The 18,894-nt window shown below is 58.0% G+C and carries 13 protein-coding genes; 9 read left to right on the forward strand and 4 right to left on the reverse strand.

From position 1 onward, the window contains the following. Positions 1 to 113: 113 nt before the first annotated feature. From glnS to nagE, 3 genes are all read right to left on the reverse strand, one after another. Positions 114 to 1,775, reverse strand: coding sequence for a glutamine--tRNA ligase (glnS, locus tag G5179_RS16540; RefSeq protein ID WP_005334302.1), 1,662 nt, complete (start codon positions 1,773 to 1,775; stop codon positions 114 to 116). A 355-nt stretch (positions 1,776 to 2,130) separates the two neighbouring features. After that, positions 2,131 to 4,794: a beta-N-acetylhexosaminidase gene (locus G5179_RS16545; RefSeq protein ID WP_021231105.1), complete on the reverse strand. Its 2,664-nt coding sequence runs from the start codon at positions 4,792 to 4,794 to the stop codon at positions 2,131 to 2,133. 121 nt (positions 4,795 to 4,915) lie between these two features. Continuing rightward, entirely contained in the window at positions 4,916 to 6,394 is a 1,479-nt protein-coding gene (gene nagE / locus G5179_RS16550) for an N-acetylglucosamine-specific PTS transporter subunit IIBC (RefSeq protein ID WP_421252183.1), read from the reverse strand. Positions 6,395 to 6,667: 273 nt separating this feature from the next. On the opposite strand from nagE, the gene nagB reads away from it, so the two are divergent. Genes nagB through nagC form a run of 3 tightly spaced genes read left to right on the forward strand, consistent with a single transcriptional unit; the run spans position 6,668 to position 9,842 of the window. Beyond that, positions 6,668 to 7,468 (forward strand): glucosamine-6-phosphate deaminase, encoded by an 801-nt coding sequence (nagB, locus tag G5179_RS16555; RefSeq protein WP_005334308.1) that lies wholly within the window; start codon positions 6,668 to 6,670, stop codon positions 7,466 to 7,468. Positions 7,469 to 7,477: 9 nt separating this feature from the next. Beyond that, positions 7,478 to 8,623, forward strand: coding sequence for an N-acetylglucosamine-6-phosphate deacetylase (gene nagA / locus G5179_RS16560; RefSeq protein ID WP_421258748.1), 1,146 nt, complete (start codon positions 7,478 to 7,480; stop codon positions 8,621 to 8,623). Between the two features lie 4 nt (positions 8,624 to 8,627). Beyond that, positions 8,628 to 9,842 (forward strand): DNA-binding transcriptional regulator NagC, encoded by a 1,215-nt coding sequence (gene nagC, locus G5179_RS16565; RefSeq protein WP_421258749.1) that lies wholly within the window; start codon positions 8,628 to 8,630, stop codon positions 9,840 to 9,842. Positions 9,843 to 9,913: 71 nt separating this feature from the next. On the opposite strand, the gene G5179_RS16570 is transcribed toward nagC, so the two are convergent. After that, positions 9,914 to 11,530 (reverse strand): phosphoethanolamine transferase, encoded by a 1,617-nt coding sequence (locus G5179_RS16570; protein WP_216954166.1) that lies wholly within the window; start codon positions 11,528 to 11,530, stop codon positions 9,914 to 9,916. Between the two features lie 227 nt (positions 11,531 to 11,757). Here G5179_RS16570 and G5179_RS16575 point away from each other — a divergent pair, with 227 nt between their 5' ends. The 6 genes from G5179_RS16575 to G5179_RS16600 all read left to right on the forward strand — a co-directional run bounded on the left by G5179_RS16575 (position 11,758) and on the right by G5179_RS16600 (position 18,883). Then, a complete protein-coding gene (locus G5179_RS16575) occupies positions 11,758 to 12,993 on the forward strand; it encodes an HD-GYP domain-containing protein (RefSeq protein ID WP_216954168.1) in 1,236 nt (411 codons plus the stop codon). Between the two features lie 353 nt (positions 12,994 to 13,346). Continuing rightward, the gene (locus G5179_RS16580) at positions 13,347 to 15,017 is read left to right on the forward strand and encodes a LytS/YhcK type 5TM receptor domain-containing protein (RefSeq protein ID WP_421221455.1); all 1,671 of its coding nucleotides are present in this window, start codon (positions 13,347 to 13,349) and stop codon (positions 15,015 to 15,017) included. After that, positions 15,014 to 15,718 carry a two-component system response regulator BtsR gene (gene btsR / locus G5179_RS16585; RefSeq protein ID WP_216954173.1) on the forward strand — a complete coding sequence of 235 codons (705 nt, stop codon included), beginning with the start codon at positions 15,014 to 15,016 and terminating at the stop codon, positions 15,716 to 15,718. Before G5179_RS16580 ends, btsR begins: the two co-directional genes overlap by 4 nt. A gap of 140 nt (positions 15,719 to 15,858) precedes the next feature. After that, positions 15,859 to 17,280 carry a carbon starvation protein A gene (locus G5179_RS16590; RefSeq protein WP_216954174.1) on the forward strand — a complete coding sequence of 474 codons (1,422 nt, stop codon included), beginning with the start codon at positions 15,859 to 15,861 and terminating at the stop codon, positions 17,278 to 17,280. 223 nt (positions 17,281 to 17,503) lie between these two features. Next, entirely contained in the window at positions 17,504 to 17,842 is a 339-nt protein-coding gene (locus tag G5179_RS16595; RefSeq protein WP_005337862.1) for a DUF3302 domain-containing protein, read from the forward strand. A gap of 3 nt (positions 17,843 to 17,845) precedes the next feature. Beyond that, a complete protein-coding gene (locus tag G5179_RS16600) occupies positions 17,846 to 18,883 on the forward strand; it encodes an HlyD family secretion protein (protein WP_075115488.1) in 1,038 nt (345 codons plus the stop codon). Positions 18,884 to 18,894 lie beyond the last annotated feature (11 nt).

The following is an 18,894-nucleotide window of genomic DNA, read 5'->3' on the forward strand; positions in this document are numbered from 1 at the left end:
GCCCGCGACTTGCAGATAACGGACAATAAAAAAGCCAGCTGATGCTGGCTTTTTTATTGTCCGGCGCAGGCCGTCTGGCATCACACAGGGCAGGGTCTCCCTGCCCCATCGGCTTAGCCTTCGACTTTGCCCCAGGAGTCGCGCAGGGCAACGGTGCGGTTGAACACCAGATGCTCCGGGCTGGAGAGCTTGTTGTCGGCGCAGAAATAACCTTCACGCTCGAACTGGTAAGCTTGCTCCGGCTTGGCGTTCTTCAGGGATGCCTCGACACGGGCCCCCTCGATGATCACCAGGGATTCCGGGTTCAGCGCGGCTTCGAAGTCATCCTCGGCGCCCGGGTTCGGCACCTTGAACAGACGATCGTAGAGACGCACTTCCGCTGGCAGAGAGTGAGTTGCGCTGACCCAGTGGATCACCCCTTTCACCTTACGGCCATCGGCCGGATCCTTGCCCAGAGTCTCGGGATCGTAGGAGCAGTAGATGCAGGTGACTTTGCCATCGGCATCTTTCTCGATGCGCTCGGCCTTGATCACATAGGCATTGCGCAGACGCACTTCCTTGCCCAGCACCAGACGCTTGAACTGCTTGTTCGCCTCTTCTTTGAAGTCCGCTTCGTCGATGAAGATCTCGCGGGTGAAGTTCAGCTCGCGGGTACCCATCTCGGCATTGCTCGGGTGGGCCGGGGCAGTCAACACTTCGTCGGCTGCCAGATTCTCGATGACCACTTTCACCGGATGCAGCACGGCCATGGCGCGCGGAGCATGCTCGTTGAGGTCTTCACGGATGCAGGCTTCCAGCATGCTCATCTCGACGATGTTGTCCTGCTTGGTGACGCCGATGCGCTTGCAGAACTCGCGGATGGAGGCCGGGGTGTAACCACGACGACGCAGACCGGAGACGGTCAGCATGCGCGGGTCGTCCCAACCATCAACATGCTTCTCGGTCACCAGCAGGTTCAGCTTGCGCTTGGACATGACGGTGTATTCGAGGTTCAGACGAGAGAACTCGTACTGACGGGGGTGGCAGTCGATGGTGATGTTGTCCAGCACCCAGTCGTACAGACGACGGTTGTCCTGGAACTCCAGGGTGCAGATGGAGTGGGTGATCCCTTCCAGCGCGTCCGAGATGCAGTGAGTGAAGTCATACATCGGGTAGATGCACCACTTGTCACCGGTCTGGTGGTGGTGGGCAAACTTGATACGGTAGATAACCGGATCACGCATCACCATGAAGGGAGATGCCATGTCGATCTTGGCGCGCAGGCAGGCGGTGCCTTCGGCGAACTCGCCGTTCTTCATCTTGGCAAACAGCGCCAGGTTTTCTTCCACGCTGCGATCGCGGAACGGGCTGTTCTTGCCAGCTTCAGTCAGGGTGCCACGGTACTCACGCATCTGCTCGGGCGTCAGCTCGTCCACATAGGCCAGACCCTTTTCAATCAGCTCGATGGCGTAGCCGTGCAGCTTGTCGAAATAGTCGGAGGAGTAGCAGATCTCGCCGTTCCACTGGAAGCCGAGCCACTGTACGTCCTGCTTGATGGACTCTACGTACTCGATATCTTCCTTCACCGGGTTGGTGTCATCGAAACGCAGGTTGCACTGGCCCTGATAGTCGCGGGCGATGCCGAAGTTCAGGCAGATGGATTTGGCGTGGCCGATATGGAGATAACCGTTCGGCTCGGGCGGAAAACGGGTATGCACGCTGCTGTGCTTACCGCTGGCCAGATCTTCATCAATGATCTGACGAATAAAGTTAGTTGGGCTGTTCGCCTGACTCATGGCTCACCTCAAAAAAGCGTCACTGGCGGAAGTTGTGCCGGCTGGCACCCTCATCCCCCCGCCGTCAAGCCGGGTATGATCCCTTATTACGGGCGCTGTCTCAACCTGAATTTGGCACTTCCGGGCCATTTCCCGACCATTGCGCCACTAAAAACGGCGTGGCTTGGCACATTGCACCCCAAATGAATAAAAAAGCCCCGCACGAGGCGGGGCTGAAAGTGATGAAAAACACAAAACAGACAATTACACACAACAAAGGCTCACACGCACAGTCAACCTTTCCCAAACCCGATGCGCCATCGCCCTTGGGAAAGGCGGGTCTTGCGACCCACCTCATGTTAACGGTTGACTGCTATCAGTTCAGTTCGGTGACGCGGCTGGTGCGCTTGCCATCGAAGCTGGTGGTACGCAGGTAGACCTTGCCATTCACGCTCGGCTTGGCCGCGGCGTCATAGGCACTCCAGTTGGTACCGTCCAGGCTGTACTGGATGGGCAGACCCGGCAGATCCACGTTCGCTTCCAGCACACCGTTCACTACCTTGGCACCCGGTACGGAGAGGCGGTATTCAACACCGGCCTGATCCAGTTTCGGCAGCACGCGCTGACCCAGTACGTTGGCAAACTGGTTCCACTCTTTGTTGAGGGTGGCCTTGTTGACGAACTTGGTCTCGCCGGAGAACTCGCGGTTCTTCACGTAATCCAGCTCGAAGCCACCTTTGTGCCAGGCACGCTCGGCCACGGAGAAGATACGCGGGTAGACCATGTACTCGTACTGAGCATCGGTACGCACGGTTTCACTCCACTGCTGACCGGAGATCCCCTTGAACTTGACCGGATCCTGGTCACCCTTGGCCACGAAGGCGTTGCCGTCGCGGTCAACCGAGGTCTCGGCGTTCTGCGGCAGGTTTTCCGGGGCGAAGGCAAACACCTTGCGAGTGTCGTTGAAACGGGTAGCCCAGTAGTAGCCACGCTCGGCCGGGTGTACTTCGTTCGGGAAGTCGAAGTAGAGGTAATCCGGGTTGGACAGCACCACTTGGTAACCCTTGTGGGCCCACTTCATCGCTTCATTGAAGCCACCCCAGTAGAGGGTTTCCCAGAAGTTGACACGGGTGTTGTCGGTGGCGAAGTCCTTGGCACCGCTGGCGTACTTCAGACCATCTTCCCACGCCTGCAGGGTAGAGAAGCCGCGGTCTTTGACCATCTGGCCCACTTCCTTGGCGAAGTAAACCGGCAGCTCGCCCACTTCCTTGATCTTGCCTTCGTCGATCATCTTCTGGCACATCGGGGACTTGCCAAACGGCTTGTCCTGCTTGCTGGAGTCGACGTTGCCTTTCCAGGCGACCAGCTCTTCTTTCTTGGTGACGGCCGGATCCTGATAGCCACCGCCCTGCATGATGTTCTTCGCCTCATCACCACCATAGTGCCATGCGGTCAGCGGCTGACCGGCGGCCTGGTGCATCTGGGCAACTTCATCCATTACCTTGGCCACGAAGGTGGCAGCACCCGGCTGGCAAGGGTTGATGAAGGACATCTTGTCGTAGAACTGGACCGAGGTGACGTTGGAGGTGTCAGCCGGATCAGTCAGACGGAACTGGTTGGCTTCCGCTTCTTTGCCTTCCGCCATCAGACGCTTGTAGCGCGCTTCCATGGAGACCACGGCAGCACGGGCGTGAGCCGGCATGTTGATCTCGGGGATCACGGTCACACCGCGGGCCTTGGCATAACGCACCAGATCCACGTAGTCAGACTTGCTGTAGAAACCGGAACCCTGGTTGTCGCTGGTCGGGCCGGAACCCAGTTGCGGCATCAGGCACTTGGTTTCGGACTCGTCGTGGCAACGCTGGCTACCGACCTGGGTCAGCTCCGGCAGACCCGGGATCTCCAGACGCCAGCCTTCATCGTTGGTCAGGCCAAGGTGCAGCACGTTGAGCTTCATGGCAGACATCTGGTCAACCAGCTTCTTCATGGTATCCAGACTGCGGAAGTGGCGGGCCACGTCGGTCTGCATGCCACGGTATTCAAAGCGCGGCGCATCCTCGACGGTCATCGGGCTCACCAGCTTGTCATCAACACCCAGCAGGGAGATCAGGGATTGTGCACCCCAGAATGCCCCGTCGATGTCGCGACCCTGGATCACTGTGCCCTTCTGACCGATGGTCATGTCATAGCCTTCAGCCTGCTTGAGCTTGCTGCCGAGCTTGATGGTCACCGGGTAGCCGGTGTCGGAGAGGGTAACACCCAGCTTGGTCAGTTGAGCCTTCAGGGCCTCGGCGCGATCGCTCGGCAAATCCAGGGCATTGAGCTTGATGGTAGAGAAGTCGATTTGCGGACCAGCCTTGACCACCTGCTTCATCGGGGTCGGCAGGATCTGGTTGTCAATCTTGCCAGCCGGCAGCAGGGTGCTGGTCTGGTTGGCCGCGAAACGGGTTTCGCTGTTCATCAGGATGTTCTTGTCATCCTTGGTGCGCTTCCAGCCATCAGCCGGCATCGGCTTCTCGTAGGTGCTGGCATCATTGATATTGCTCATGCTGGCCAGTACTTTCGGCTCGGCACCTTCGCTGGCGACATACCAGTTCGGCATGATGTCAGACTCGAACAGCACCCAGTATTCCACCACCAGCGGCACTTCGACCGTGGCATCCTTGGCAAAGCCCTGGAACTTCTCGGTTGGCGTCAAACGATAGAGATCGCCGGTCAGGTGAGTGATGGTGAACTGGTCGTTATCCACACGCTGGATACGACGGATGGAGGAGACGTAGATGCTCCAGTCTTTGGAGGTGACGTCAGCACCGGTATTGGTCAGGTGCAGCTTGGCAACGCCACAGCTCGCCCACTCGGAACCGAGCGCCTGGCAATCGAGGCCGGCACCGGCACCGTCGTTGGTGACCACTTCATACTTGACCACCAGGTTGTTGGCGAGGGAGTCGACCACAGCCTGCTTGGCGGCATCGGCTGCCTGGACCTGGCTGACAAAAACGGTAGACATGGCAATGGCTAACAGAGAATGTTTCAAGTTCATAACTGCTGCTCTCATTTGAAGTAAAGGTTGGATTTTCTTGGCTTTTTTATATGGGGCCCCTGAGCGGGGCCCTTAGTTATGTCAACAATGGACTTAGACTTGAGGTGAGCGAGTCGCTCGATTAACGCAGGGCTTTCATCTCACCGGCGATGATTTCGGCCAATGGGCCCAGAATCACCTGCAGGTTCTGCTCACCGAGTTTGACCACACCGGCTGCACCCAGAGCTTTCAGCTTGCGCTCATCGACGATGCTGCGGTCTTTCAGAGTCAGACGCAGACGGGTGATGCAGGCATCGATGGAGACCAGGTTCTCTTGACCACCCAGCACTTCCAGGTATTGCTTGGCCAGCTCGGTACGGTTGGTAGATTGAGCGGCAGCCGGAGCAGTCTCTTCGTCATCTTCACGACCCGGGGTTTTCAGGTTCAGCTTGGCAATCACTACGCGGAACACTGTGTAGTAGAGGCCGAAGAAGACCAGACCCTGAGGGATCAGCATGTACCAGTTGGTCGCCAGCGGGTTACGGCTGGAGAGCACCATATCCACCAGACCGGCACTGAAACCGAAACCGGCCATCCACTGCATGGAGGCAGCGATGAACACGGAGATACCGGTCAGTACGGCGTGGATGACATACAGTACCGGCGCCACGAACATGAAGGAGAACTCGAGCGGCTCGGTAACACCGGTGAAGAAGGAGGCAAAGGCAGCTGCGATCATGATGGAAGCAACTTTCTCTTTGTTCTCTTTCTTGGCGGAGTGGTAGATGGCCAGAGCGGCACCCGGCAGACCGAACATCATGATGGGGAAGAAGCCAGCCTGGTACATACCGACCACGCCTTTCACCTGATCCAGGCTCTTGCCAGCGGCCAGAGCGGCATCGATGGTAGCCTGACCACCCAGGAAGTTCGGGATGTCGTTGATTCCGGCCACGTTGAACCAGAACACGGAGTTCAGGGCGTGGTGCAGACCGATCGGGATCAGCAGACGGTTGAAGAAGGCGTAGATACCGGCACCGGTAGAGCCCAGGCTCACGATGGACTCACCGAAGGAGACCAGACCACCGTAGATTGCCGGCCATACGGCCATCAGGATGAATGATACGACGATCATCACCACGGAGGTTACGATCGGTACCAGACGACGACCGGAGAAGAAGGAGAGTGCCTTGTGCAGCTCGACGTTGCTGAAGCGGTTGTACAGCTCAGCGGCGATAACACCACACAGGATACCCACGAACTGGTTGCTGATCTTGGCAAACGCGGCAGGAACCTGCTCCACCGGGATGCTCTTGATCTGGGCCACGGCACCCGGGCTCAGCAGGGTGGTAACGACCAGGAAGCCGACCAGACCTGCCAGAGCAGCAGAACCGTCTTTATCCTTGGACATACCGTAGGCGACACCGACTGCGAACAGTACGGACATGTTGTCGATAATGGCTGCGCCCGCCTTGATCAGGAAGGCAGCCAGCGCACTGTCACCACCCCAACCATTCGGGTCAATCCAGTAGCCAACCCCCATCAGGATCGCGGCGGCAGGCAATACCGCTACCGGCACCATCAGGGCACGGCCGATCTTTTGCAAATAACCGAGAATGTTCACGGTTCCTCTCCTTAGTTAATGTTTTTCTAGAAATTAAGTGCTTATCACGTTTGACGCATAAGCCATCAAGGCTTGATTGGCAGTCTAGGGCTTTTATTTCGCTGCGCAAATTAATAAACCGATAATCGTGATCGTTATCACCCAAACAAGATAAAGGTGGTGGATAGATGTGGCTTAGTTCGCAATCTTTATTTACGCTATAAAACAACTTGAATCCGTCTTAGCCAATTGCCACCGCCAAACCGGTCGCAACCCGACACAGAGGTATCCCATATGCGCCTGATCCCGTTGAAATCTGCCAGCCAAGTAGGCCTGTGGTCTGCTCGTTACATCGTTGACCGCATCAACGCGTTCAAGCCGACCAGCGATCGCCCTTTCGTACTGGGCCTGCCCACCGGTGGCACCCCGCTCAACACCTACAAGCGCCTGATCGAGTTGCACAAAGCCGGTGAAGTGAGCTTCCAGAACGTGGTCACCTTCAACATGGACGAGTACGTCGGCCTGCCGGAAGATCACCCGGAGAGCTACCACAGCTTCATGCACAACAACTTCTTCAGCCACATCGACATTCGTCCCGAGAACATCAACATCCTCAACGGCAATGCAGAGGATCTGGTGGCCGAGTGCAAGCGCTACGAAGACAAGATCAAGTCCTACGGCAAGATCCACCTGTTCATGGGTGGCGTGGGTAACGACGGCCACATCGCATTCAACGAGCCGGCCTCTTCCCTCTCCTCCCGCACCCGGGTCAAGACCCTGACCGAAGATACCCGTATCGCCAACTCCCGCTTCTTCGGTGGCGACATGGAGCAGGTGCCCAAGCTGGCCCTGACCGTGGGTGTAGGCACCCTGATGGATGCGGAAGAGATCATGATCCTGGTTACCGGTCACGGCAAGGCACTGGCCCTGCAGGCCGCCGTGGAAGGCAGCGTCAACCACATGTGGACCATCTCCACCCTGCAACTGCATCCGAAGGGAATGATGGTGTGTGACGAGCCCTCCACCATGGAGCTCAAGGTCAAGACCGTTCGCTACTTCCAGCAGCTGGAAGCCGCCAACATCGGCCGTCTGTAAGGAGTCGTCATGTACGCATTGACCAACTGCACCCTCTACACCGGCAGCTGCGTGCTGACCGGCTACGGGGTGCTTATCGAGGGCGACAAGATTGTCGCCATCTCTCACCTGGCTGAACTGCCTGCGGGCATCGAGCAGATTGACCTCAAAGGCGCCAACCTGACCGCCGGTTTTATCGATGTGCAGCTCAACGGCTGTGGCGGGGTGATGTTCAACACAGACATCACGGTCGAGACCCTGGCAACCATGCAGGCGGCCAACCTCAAATCCGGTACCACCAGCTTCCTGCCGACCCTGATCACCAGTCCGGATGCGGATATGAAGCAGGCCGTTGCGGTGACCCGTGACTACATGGCTGCACACCCCAACGAGGTGCTGGGCGTCCATCTGGAAGGGCCTTACACCAACCTCAAGCGCAAGGGGATCCACCCTGCCGCGCAAATTCGCCAGCCAGCGGACGAGATGATCGACTTCTTCTGCGCCAACGCGGATGCCATCACCAAAATCACCCTGGCTCCGGAGCGCAACGAACCGACCCATATCCGCCGTCTGGTGGAAGCGGGCATTCTGGTCTCGGCCGGTCACACTGCCGCCAGTTACGATCAGGCCATGGCCGGGTTCGATAACGGTATTCGCTTTGCGACCCACCTCTACAACGCCATGACCCCGACCCTCAACGGTCGCGAACCGGGCGTCGTGGGCGCCATCTATGATCGCAAGGATGTCTACGCGGGCATCATCGTCGATGGCCACCATGTGCACTGGGCCAACGTGCGTCTTGCTCACAAGGCGCTGGGGGAGCGACTGGTGCTGGTCACCGATGCCACCGCAGCAGCCGGAGCGCCGGAAGGCTTTGAGAAATTTGATTTTTGTGGCACCACCGTCTTTTTACGCGATGGTCAGTGTGTCGACGAGAATGGTACACTCGGCGGTTCCTCCCTCACCATGATTGAGGGGGTGGAAAATCTGGTCAAGCAGGTCGGATTACCGCTCGATGAAGCACTGAGAATGGCCAGCCTCTACCCCGCTCGCGCCATTGGATGGGACTCATGTCTCGGTAGTATCCAGGTCGGTAAAGTAGCCAACCTCACTGTCTTCGATCAGGACTTCACGGTCCGTGGGACCGTGGTTAACGGACACTACACACAACAGTGACATCATGACTGGCGGACAAATAGCAAACGTAGATCTTATCAAGCAGGTCAACAGTGCAGCCGTGTATCGGCTCATCGACCTGCAAGGCCCCATCTCCCGGGTCAAGATTGCCGAGTTGAGTCAGCTGGCACCGGCCAGCGTGACCAAAATAACCCGGCAACTGATCGAGCATGGCCTGATCAAGGAGACCTCTCCGCAAGCCTCAACCGGCGGGCGGCGTGCCATCTCCCTGACCACCATCAAACATCGCTTTCAGTTTGTCTCTGCCAAGCTGGGCCGCGGCTACCTGCAACTGAGTCTCTATGACCTCGATGGCAAAGAGCTCGACCAGCACGTCATTCAGGTGACCGAGATCGACCAGCAACCCGTGGTCGACATGCTGCTGCGAGAGATTGGCGCCTTTATCGATGCCAACCGCGAACGCTGTCGCAACCTCATCAGCATCGCGCTGACCATGCCGGGTCTGGTCAACCCGGAATCCGGTATGGTCATCTACACCCCCAAGTACCAGATCCGCAATCTGGGGCTGGCGAAGCTGCTTGAGAACCACTTCAACCTTCCCTGCTACGTGGGTAACGACACCCGTTCCCTCGCGCTGGCCGAACACTTCTTCGGTGAGTCCCGCGACTGCATGGACTCCATTCTGGTGAGTGTTCACCAGGGGACGGGCTCGGGGATCATCACCAAGGGTCAGGTGTTCCTCGGTCAGAACCGCAACGTCGGCGAGATCGGCCATATCCAGGTCGAACCGCTCGGCAAGCGCTGCCACTGCGGCAACTTCGGCTGCCTCGAGACCATCGCCTCCAACGAGGCCATTGTCGACAAGGTGAAGGAGCTCATCAGCCGCGGTCACCAGAGCGTGCTGCAAGAGAAGCACATCACCATTCAGGAGGTGTGCAAGGCGGCGCTGGCGGGCGATGAACTGGCCCGCAGCGTCATCGAGAACGTGGGTGAGCATCTGGGACGGGCGGTGGCGATTACGGTCAACCTGTTCAACCCGCAGAAGGTGCTGATCGCCGGAGAAATCACCGCCGCCGAAGAGCTCCTCTTCCCGGCCATTCGTCGCTGTGTCGAGCATCAATCCCTGCCGAGCTTCCACCGTGGCCTGCCCATCGTGAAGGCCCGCTTCCAGAACCAGCCTACCTATGGCGGCTTTGCGCTGGTCAAGCGCGCCCTGCTGGAGGGAGATCTGCTGCAGATCATCATGGAGCAGAAGTAAGACACTGATCTTGCGAGATAACAAAACGGCAGCCAGTGGCTGCCGTTTTCTATTGTGTGCTTGCTAGCGGTTTAGCCCGCCCGACATGGCTTGAACAGATCCAGCTTGTTGTCGTAAACACTCGTCTGCACATCCATGATCCCCAGCATGGAGTGAAAGAGGTTGTCATGGGAGAAGCGCTGACTGCTCGCCTCCGCCGCCAGGCAACCCATATCAAGCTGGCGATCGGCCTGTAACTGGGGCGAGAACCAGGTCAGCAGCGGCACCCGGGTCTGATCATCCGGCGCAAACTTGTAGGGCGTGCCGTGCAGATAGAGCCCCATAGCCCCAAGGGATTCGCCGTGATCGGAGAGATAGACCAGTCCCACATCGTACTGGCTCTCCAGCGACTTGAGCTTGTCTATCAGCAGCCCCACCACCTTGTCTGTGTAGCGGATGGTGTTGTCATAGGTGTTGACCAGCTCTTCGTTGCTGCAGTTTTCGATGTCGCTGCGCGGGCAGTCGGGCACGAATACCCGATCAGTGGCAGGATAGCGGCGATAGTAGGTCGGGCCATGGCTACCCATCAGGTGAAAAGCCACCAGCTTGTTGCCCTTCATGCCGGCAATCTGCTGATCCAGCCCCTCCAGCAGCACCTCGTCATAGCAGGACTCCCCCTGACAGAGCGCAGGATAGGATTTGGGGAGGATCTCGATGGTCGGTACATTGCGGCACACCCCTTTGCAGCCGCCATCGTTCTCTTTCCACAGCACAGATACACCGGCATGTTGCAGCACATCGAGCAGGCCGTCACGGGAGCTGGCAAGCTGTTCATCGTAACCGCGGCGAGTGAGGTTGGAGAACATGCAGGGCACCGAGACCGCAGTGGCCGTACCGCAGGAACGCACATCTCTGAACGACACCACCCCCTGCTCTTTTGCCGTAAAGCTGTTGGTCGCCTTGCCATACCCGTTAAGGGAGTAGTTCTGGCTGCGCGCCGTCTCACCCACCACCAGGAACATCAAAGTCGGCTTGCTTCCCCGTGCCACCACCCTGGCATCTGTCCCCAAATACTGGTAAGGGATCGGCGTGGCAAACAGCACATCCCGCCCATACTTGTAGAGGCCGTGCACATAGTTGGCTGGCACAATCTCTTTGGCCAGCGACTTGTTGTTGCGCCCGACCGAGGCGTAATCCTGATAGTAAAGTGACGCGACGCCCCCGATAAACAGCAGAGAGATAGCCAGTGCACCCGTCCGCAACGCCAACCCCTGATACCAGCGAGCCGGATAGCGGATCCGCAGTGACCAGAGCACCAGAACAGGCAGCAGCCCGGTCAGCAGAAACCAGAGCGCAACCGAACCATTCAAATAGGCCCCCGCCTCACCGCTGTTAGTCTCTACTATGTTCTGGATCATGCCGGCATCAAAGATGACGCCGTATTTGAGCATGGCGTAACTGACGATGGAGCCACTCAGGATCAGCACGGTAAAAAACGGCTTGAGCACAAACCGGAACGTGAAGGGAATAAACACTGTATTTAGCGCCGCAATCAGCACCAGCGGGATCGAAATGACAAATCCGGCTTTGACGTGACTCAGCTCACTGAGCGCCGTGTAAAAGTGCAACAGGATTGGCCAGTTGAGAACCAGCGCGAAAAAGAGAACAAGCAGCAGATTGGTCTGCAGCACACCGAGGGTTACACGCATAAACAACTCCTACATACCGGCCTGCAGTGCAGGGGGCCGGTCAAGCCAACAAAAACGACGGGGCCAGCGTAGGAAGTAAAACTTAAGAGCAAATTAAGAACCCTCTGATGCTAGTGCGCTTTATCACAGCGCGGGGGGATCCCACTCCCCTTAATGGTTTTTTAGTTGTCTATCCATCGGATTTTGCTAGCTTGTTGAGTAGGCATTCCAGAAATGCAGGTTAACCGATGGCACTGATCCAAGCCTCGATAGAGCAATTGAGAGTAGGCCACTATATCCATCTCCCCACGGGATGGACCAACCACCCGTTTATGTTCAATGCCTTCAAAATCAAAGATCAGCAGCAGCTGGATATCATCCGCCACCTTGATCTGAGCCTGATGATGGTGGATCCGGACAAGAGCGATCTGCCTATCGAGCCACTGTTGCGTGGCGATATCCCCGATGCCGGGCCCGATCTCGAAGAGCTGGAGTCCCTGATTGATGCCGGCCCGCCCCCTTTTGACGAAAAAGCCTTTCGCCGCTCCATGCGCGCCGCCGACAAGGCCTTTGGCCAGTCCATGAGCGAGCTGCGCGATGCGCTCGGGGCACTCAACCTCAAACCGGATGAAGGGCTGGCCAACACCGCCCAGATCGTCCGCAATGCCGCCTTCACCCTTAGTCAGCACGAGGGCCCCCTCGGGCTCCACCTGATCCGTAGTCCCCACACCGATGTCCTGCTGCAGCACAGTCTCAACGTGGCTTTCATTGCCATGCTGATGGCCCGCGAATTGGGGATGAATCCCATCGAGCTGGAAGAGACCGGCCTTGCGGGACTTATCCACGACATAGGTGAACTGAAAATTCCCAGCCAGATCACCCAAAAGCGTGGTGAGCTAAACAAGGCCGAGCAGAACTTCCTCAAGATGCATCCCCAGTACGGATTTGACATGCTGAACCAACTCAATGCCTTTGAGCCCAAAATTCGTCAGGTAGCCCATCTGCACCACGAACGGCTCGACGGCAGCGGTTATCCGCTGGGGATCAAGGGGGGGGAGATCCCGCCGCTGGCGCGGCTGATCGGACTGGTCGACTTCTACGACGAGCTGCTTCATCCCCGCAACAGTGGCACGCCGGCGGCACCGAGTCAGGCCATCAGCCAGCTCTACAAGTTATCCCAGAAGAAGTTCGACCAGAATCTGGTCAAGTTGCTGGTCAAGGTGCTGGGGGTCTACCCACCGGGCTCCCTGGTGAAACTCTCCGACGAGAGCATTGCGCTGGTACTCTCTACCGAACCCACCATGCCCCTCAAGCCGAAGATCCTGCCCTATATCAAGGCCCAGCGGCCGGAAGCGGTCGCCATGATCGATCTGCGGGAAGATGAACGCACCATCAGTGCCTTTATCAAACAGGAGGAGCTGGATGAGGGACAGCGGCAGTTCTTCAATCTGACCCGCCGCTTCTGTTACTACTTTGCATTCTGAGTTATCCCCAGAAGCTGGGGATAACTCATTGGACAAACCGGAATAATTGCTCAAACCCCCATCAGAAGGTTGCCAACTGACCATGTATAAAAAACGCCCAGCCAAGGGGCCGGGCGGAGCATGCCACCTCCGTGTGGCGTATCCGGCGGATACATTCATGCTCCATTCATCAATAGCAATCCATCACCTCTTACACAAATATCAATTTAACATGCTGATTTAATGTAGTTTTATCCAGTTTTTCTGGCAAACTGACGGCCCGTTGCGCCCAGTTGGGCCAACAGAACAAGATCCTGATCACACTTATTCACGGGCTGGTTGTTTTTTAGGCTGGCTGATGAGGCGCGTTTTTTATGCAGTTGGTTCTCTCTTTGTTACAGCAGATGAGCGTCAGCCTGGTGATCGCCTATCTCTTCTCGAAAAGCCCGCTGCTTCGCCCGCTTGCCAACTATTCAGTGAGGCTTCCTCACAAGATACTGATATACATAATATTTTCATGTTTTTGCATCCTCGGAACCTATGTAGGCCTCGATATCGACGATGCCATCGCCAACACCCGGGCGGTCGGCGCCGTCTTGGGGGGATTATTGGGGGGGCCGCTGGTGGGCTTTCTGGTGGGGCTGACCGGTGGTCTGCACCGCTATACGCTGGGGGGATTTACCGATCTCGCCTGCGCTATCTCCACCACCTGCGAGGGGTTGCTTGGGGGCATAGTGCACTGGCGACTGATGCGCTCGGGGCGAACGGATGCCCTGTTTGAACCGCGTATCGCCTTCTTTACCACCCTCTACGCCGAGATCATGCAGATGGTCATCATCCTGCTGGTGGCGACCCCGTTCGACAAATCCCTGCTGCTGGTGCGCACCATCGCCACCCCGATGATTCTCGCCAACTCCTGCGGCGCGGCGCTCTTTATCAGCATGATCCGCGACCAGCAGCGGATGTATGAGAAGTTCTCCCGGGTCTTCTCCGCCAAGGCGCTCAATATCGCCAACCGTACAGTGGGGATCATGAGTCAGGGCTTTACCCCACAGGCGAGCAACAAGATTGCCCGCATCATTCAGGAGGAGACCGGCGTTGGGGCGGTCGCCATCACGGACACCGAGCAGATCCTCGCCTTTATCGGCACCGGCGAAGATCACCATCTGCCGGGCACCCCCATCGCGTCAGCCATCACCATGCAGGCCATCGCCCAGAACAAGGTGCTGTTTGCCGATGGCAACAGCCAGCCCTATCGCTGCAGCCTCTCCTCCGCATGCCAGCTGGGCTCGGTGCTGGTGATCCCGCTGCAGGGGGACAAGGGGGTGATCGGCACCATCAAGCTCTACGAGCCGAAGAAGCGGCTGTTTCTCAAGATCAACCACACCCTGGGGGAAGGGATTGCCAACCTGCTGTCACAGCAGTTGCTGGCCGGTCGGCTGGAGCAGCATCAGCGGCTGCTGGTGCAGTCCGAACTCAAGCTGATCCAGGCCCAGATCAACCCCCACTTTCTGTTCAACACCCTCAACACCATCAGTGCCATCACCCGGCGCGATCCGGACAAGGCGCGGGATCTGCTGCTGCATCTGTCGCTGTTCTTTCGCAAGAACCTCAAGCGCCAGAGCGGCCTTGCGACCCTGCAGGAGGAGCAGGAGCACTGCCAATCCTATCTGGAGATCGAGCTGGCCCGTTTTGGCGATCGGCTGACGGTGATAAACGAGATCCCGCCCCATCTGGCCACACTGCGACTGCCCAGCTTCACCCTGCAACCGTTGATCGAGAATGCCATCAAGCACGGCATCTCGACTCTGCTGGAGCAGGGGCGCATTCGCCTCTGGACCGATGAGCATCCCACCAGCGTCACCATCCATGTGGAAGATAATGCAGGCACCTGGCAAGCACATCCCGCTGGCGACGGTCTGGGCATGACCATCGTAGACCGGCGACTGAAAAGCGCCTTTGGCGAGCGCTATGGCGTGACTATTGCGTGCGAGCCGGAACAGTGGACCCGGGTGTCGTTCACCATCCCCAAGGAGCAACCATGATCCGCACTCTGATAGTCGATGACGAACACTACGCCCGCGAAGAGCTGAGGCAGCAGCTGGCCTGCGATCCTGCCATCGAGATCGTGGGGGAAGCGGCCAACGCCATCGAGGCGCTGCCGCTTATTCAGCGCCTCAAGCCCGACGTGGTGTTCCTCGATATCCAGATGCCCAAGCTGAGCGGCATGGAGCTGGTCGCCATGCTCGACCCCCTGCCCCGCATCGTCTTTGTCACCGCCTTTGACGAATATGCCATTCAGGCCTTTGAAGAGAACGCCTTCGACTACCTGCTCAAGCCGGTGGAGCCTGCCCGGCTCGCCAAGACGCTGGCTCGCCTCAAGCAGGATATCTCCCCGCAGCCCATCGAGCGGCTGGCCCCCACCATCGCACACATTCCGGGCTATCTGCACAATCGGGTCAGGCTGCTGCCCATCGAGCAGGTGGAGTATGCCTTCTCCGATCTTGGCGGGGTCCATGTAGCTTGTCAGGGTGAGCTGTTCCACACCCAGCTCACCCTCAAATCGCTGGAAGAAAAGAGTCCGCTGCTGCGCTGCCACCGCCAGTATCTGGTCTCCCCCAACGCCATCTTCGAGATCCGGCTGCTGGATAACCAGCTGGCAGAGATTGTCACCCCGAGCGGCGCCCGGGTTCCGGTCAGTCGTCGCTATCTCAAGGAGCTCAAAGATCAACTGGGGCTGGACTGAGCCGCGGAGTGTGCGCCTGATCACAGCCGCCGACCGCTCGGCGCGCCAAAGCGCCGCTCGGGGAGTTTCACCTGCCAGTCAGGTGCAACCGTTTTAGACTCGCGCTGCACACTAAAAAATAACAATGCAGGAGCGTAGCAATGATCTGGTTCTTCCTCTGTGTCGGCTTACTTGTGGCCGGCTACTTCATATACGGCAAATTCATCGAACGGATATTCAGCCCGAAACCCGAGCTGAAAACCCCCGCCATCACCATGGCTGACGGGGTGGACTATGTCCCGATGTCGGACAAGAAAGTCTATCTGGTTCAACTGCTCAACATCGCAGGCGTTGGTCCCATCTTCGGCCCCATCCTGGGTGCCCTCTACGGCCCGGTCGCCATGCTCTGGATCGTCTTTGGCTGCATCTTCGCCGGTGCGGTTCACGACTACTTCTCCGGCATGCTGTCGGTACGCGCCAAGGGGGCCTCGGTGCCAACCGTGGTCGGTGAGCATCTGGGCACCGCCGCCAAGCACTTCATGAACCTGTTTGCCGTGGTGCTGCTGATGCTGGTCGGCGTGGTATTCGTGCTGAGCCCGGCAGGGCTGCTCGCCAACCTCACCTCCACCGATCTGGTCTACTGGATCGTGGCAATCTTTGCCTACTACATCCTCGCGACCATAGTCCCCATCGACAAGATCATCGGCCGCTTCTACCCCATCTTCGGCGCCCTGCTGGTCTTCATGTCGGTCGGCCTCATCGTTGGCCTGATCGCCTCCGGCAAAGGCTTCTACAACACCGGGATGGACTTCTCCAACCTGCACCCGACCGAACTGCCGCTCTGGCCGCTGCTGTTCATCACCATCGCCTGTGGCGCGGTATCAGGCTTCCACGCCACCCAGTCACCGCTGATGGCGCGCTGCATGCAGAACGAAAAATCCGGCCGCTTCATCTTCTACGGCGCAATGATCGGTGAAGGGATCATCGCCCTTATCTGGTGCACCCTGGGTCTCTCCTTCTACGACAGCACCGAAGCGCTCAACGCTACCATGGCCAACGGCGGCCCGGCAGCCGTGGTACACGAAGTCTCCACCAGCCTGCTCGGCACCGTGGGCGGCATTCTGGCCATCCTCGGCGTGGTGATCCTGCCCATCACCTCCGGTGACACCGCGTTTCGCAGTGCTCGCCTGATCGTGGCGGACTTCCTGAAGATGACCCAGAAGCCGCTGGCCAAGCGTCTGCTGATCGCAATCCCCATGTTTATCCTTGGCTTCATCATCTCCAAGGCTGAATTCGGGGTGATCTGGCGCTACTTTGGCTGGGCCAACCAGACCACCGCTGTCATCATGCTGTGGGCTGCGGCTGCCTACCTCATCAAAGAGGGCAAGCTGCACTGGGTCTGCACCATTCCCGCCATGTTCATGACTGCTGTCGTGATCACCTATCTGGCCAACGCCCCCATCGGGTTCGGGCTGGAGATGGGAACCTCCACCATCATCGGCCTGACGGCAACGGCGGCCATTACCGTGGCCTTCCTGATGAAGTTCCGCCAGCCCTTGGTCAGCAGTACCAGCGAAGGGTAAAACAGCAAAAAATTGCTGCGAAAGCAGCACAAAAAAGGCGCCTGATGGCGCCTTTTTTAATGACAAAAAGACTAATAAGACAACTGTCGAACGGCTTCAGCTTTAATACAGCGAATAGCTTTAAGATTCCGGGCAAACTGACGATAAATGTGTGATTCTTAATTGCTTTAGTGCTTGTTGGAACCAATGATTAAGCTGTGCGTCATGCCAGTGGAGGTTATAAATGGCCCTTGATTATTTTGCCCTTGGTCTGCTCGTCTTTGTCGGGCTGGTCATTTTTTATGGAGTCATCGTTATCCACGATATTCCTTACGAGATTGCCAAACATCGGAATCACCCTCATCAGGATGCCATTCACGTGGCAGGTTGGGTCAGCCTGTTTACCCTGCATGTGCTGTGGCCCTTCCTCTGGATCTGGGCAACCATCTATCGCCCCGATCGCGGCTGGGGCTTTAGCCAGCGGCTGCAAAAAGATGAAGAGGAGCTGGCGGCCCTCAAGCAGGAGTTGGCGGATCTGAAGAGCCGTATCAACACTATCGAACAGAGTGAGCAACAGGGATAAACCATGGACCTGCTACTGATCCTGACCTACACGGCGCTGTGTGTCGCCATATTCAAAATCTTCCGCATCCCGCTCAACAAGTGGACCGTCCCCACCGCAGCATTGGGTGGCGTGCTGCTCATCGGCACCCTGATCATGCTGATGAACTACAACCACCCCTACTCCGAGATGGCGCGCAACTACTACGTCTCCACCCCCATAGTGCCGCTGGTCAAGGGCCGGGTGGTTGAGGTTCCGGTACAGGCCAACCAGCCGGTGAAAAAAGGGGATGTGCTGTTTCGCATCGATGACGAGCCGTTCCGCCTGAAAGTGGAGAGCCTCACCGCACGGGTCGAATCCAACCGCGAACACCTCAAGTCCATCGAGGCGAGACTGCGCTCCGCCAGGCTGGATCGGGATCGCGCCAGCGACCTGATGCGCCGTGGCGTGGGCAAGCAGCGCGACCTCGACGTCACCCAGGCCAACGTGGACGACATCGTGGCCCAGATTGACCAGCAGAAAGCCACCCTGAACGATCTGCAAGCCCAGCTGATGGAAGCCAAGTACCAGCAGTCCCAAACCGTGGTCTATGCCCCGAGCGATGGTCATGTAGTGCAGCTGGCCCTGCGCCCCGGCATGATCGCCACCCCCTTCATGTATCGTCCGGTGATGACCTTCATCCACAAGGATGACACCGCCTACGTCGGCTGGTTCTGGCAGAACAGCATGCAGAGACTGGCGGTGGGCGATGAGGCCGAAGTGGTGATCGATGGCGTACCCGGCAAGATCTTCAAAGGCAAGGTGACAGCCGTGGTTCCGGCCATTGCCGCCGGTAACGTGCAGGCCAACGCCGGTCTGCTGGATCAAACCACTGCGGTGCGCCCGGGTCGTCTGCCGGTGGTTATCTCCATCACCGACCCCGAGTGGGCCAAGTATCAGGTAATTGCAGGCTCCAGCGGGCAGGCTGCCATCTATACCCACTACTTCCACCATGTATCTGTGATGCGCAAAGTGCTGCTGCGCATGGCAAGCTGGATGAACTACATCTTCCCGTTCCATTGATCAGCACCCAA

Source organism: Aeromonas sp. 600886, assembly GCF_049174935.1.
In the GTDB taxonomy this organism is placed as follows: Bacteria; Pseudomonadota; Gammaproteobacteria; order Enterobacterales; family Aeromonadaceae; genus Aeromonas; species Aeromonas veronii_A.

What these genes read in the sequence shown, in the direction of transcription:
- nagA (WP_421258748.1), top strand. Translation starts at nt 7,478, where the DNA reads ATGTACGCATTGACCAACTGCACCCTCTACACCGGCAGCTGCGTGCTG.
- G5179_RS16600 (WP_075115488.1), top strand. Translation starts at nt 17,846, where the DNA reads ATGGACCTGCTACTGATCCTGACCTACACGGCGCTGTGTGTCGCCATA.
- nagB (WP_005334308.1), top strand. Translation starts at nt 6,668, where the DNA reads ATGCGCCTGATCCCGTTGAAATCTGCCAGCCAAGTAGGCCTGTGGTCT.
- G5179_RS16595 (WP_005337862.1), top strand. Translation starts at nt 17,504, where the DNA reads ATGGCCCTTGATTATTTTGCCCTTGGTCTGCTCGTCTTTGTCGGGCTG.
- btsR (WP_216954173.1), top strand. Translation starts at nt 15,014, where the DNA reads ATGATCCGCACTCTGATAGTCGATGACGAACACTACGCCCGCGAAGAG.
- nagC (WP_421258749.1), top strand. Translation starts at nt 8,628, where the DNA reads ATGACTGGCGGACAAATAGCAAACGTAGATCTTATCAAGCAGGTCAAC.
- G5179_RS16575 (WP_216954168.1), top strand. Translation starts at nt 11,758, where the DNA reads ATGGCACTGATCCAAGCCTCGATAGAGCAATTGAGAGTAGGCCACTAT.
- G5179_RS16590 (WP_216954174.1), top strand. Translation starts at nt 15,859, where the DNA reads ATGATCTGGTTCTTCCTCTGTGTCGGCTTACTTGTGGCCGGCTACTTC.
- glnS (WP_005334302.1), bottom strand. Translation starts at nt 1,775, where the DNA reads ATGAGTCAGGCGAACAGCCCAACTAACTTTATTCGTCAGATCATTGAT.
- G5179_RS16570 (WP_216954166.1), bottom strand. Translation starts at nt 11,530, where the DNA reads ATGCGTGTAACCCTCGGTGTGCTGCAGACCAATCTGCTGCTTGTTCTC.
- G5179_RS16580 (WP_421221455.1), top strand. Translation starts at nt 13,347, where the DNA reads ATGCAGTTGGTTCTCTCTTTGTTACAGCAGATGAGCGTCAGCCTGGTG.
- G5179_RS16545 (WP_021231105.1), bottom strand. Translation starts at nt 4,794, where the DNA reads ATGAACTTGAAACATTCTCTGTTAGCCATTGCCATGTCTACCGTTTTT.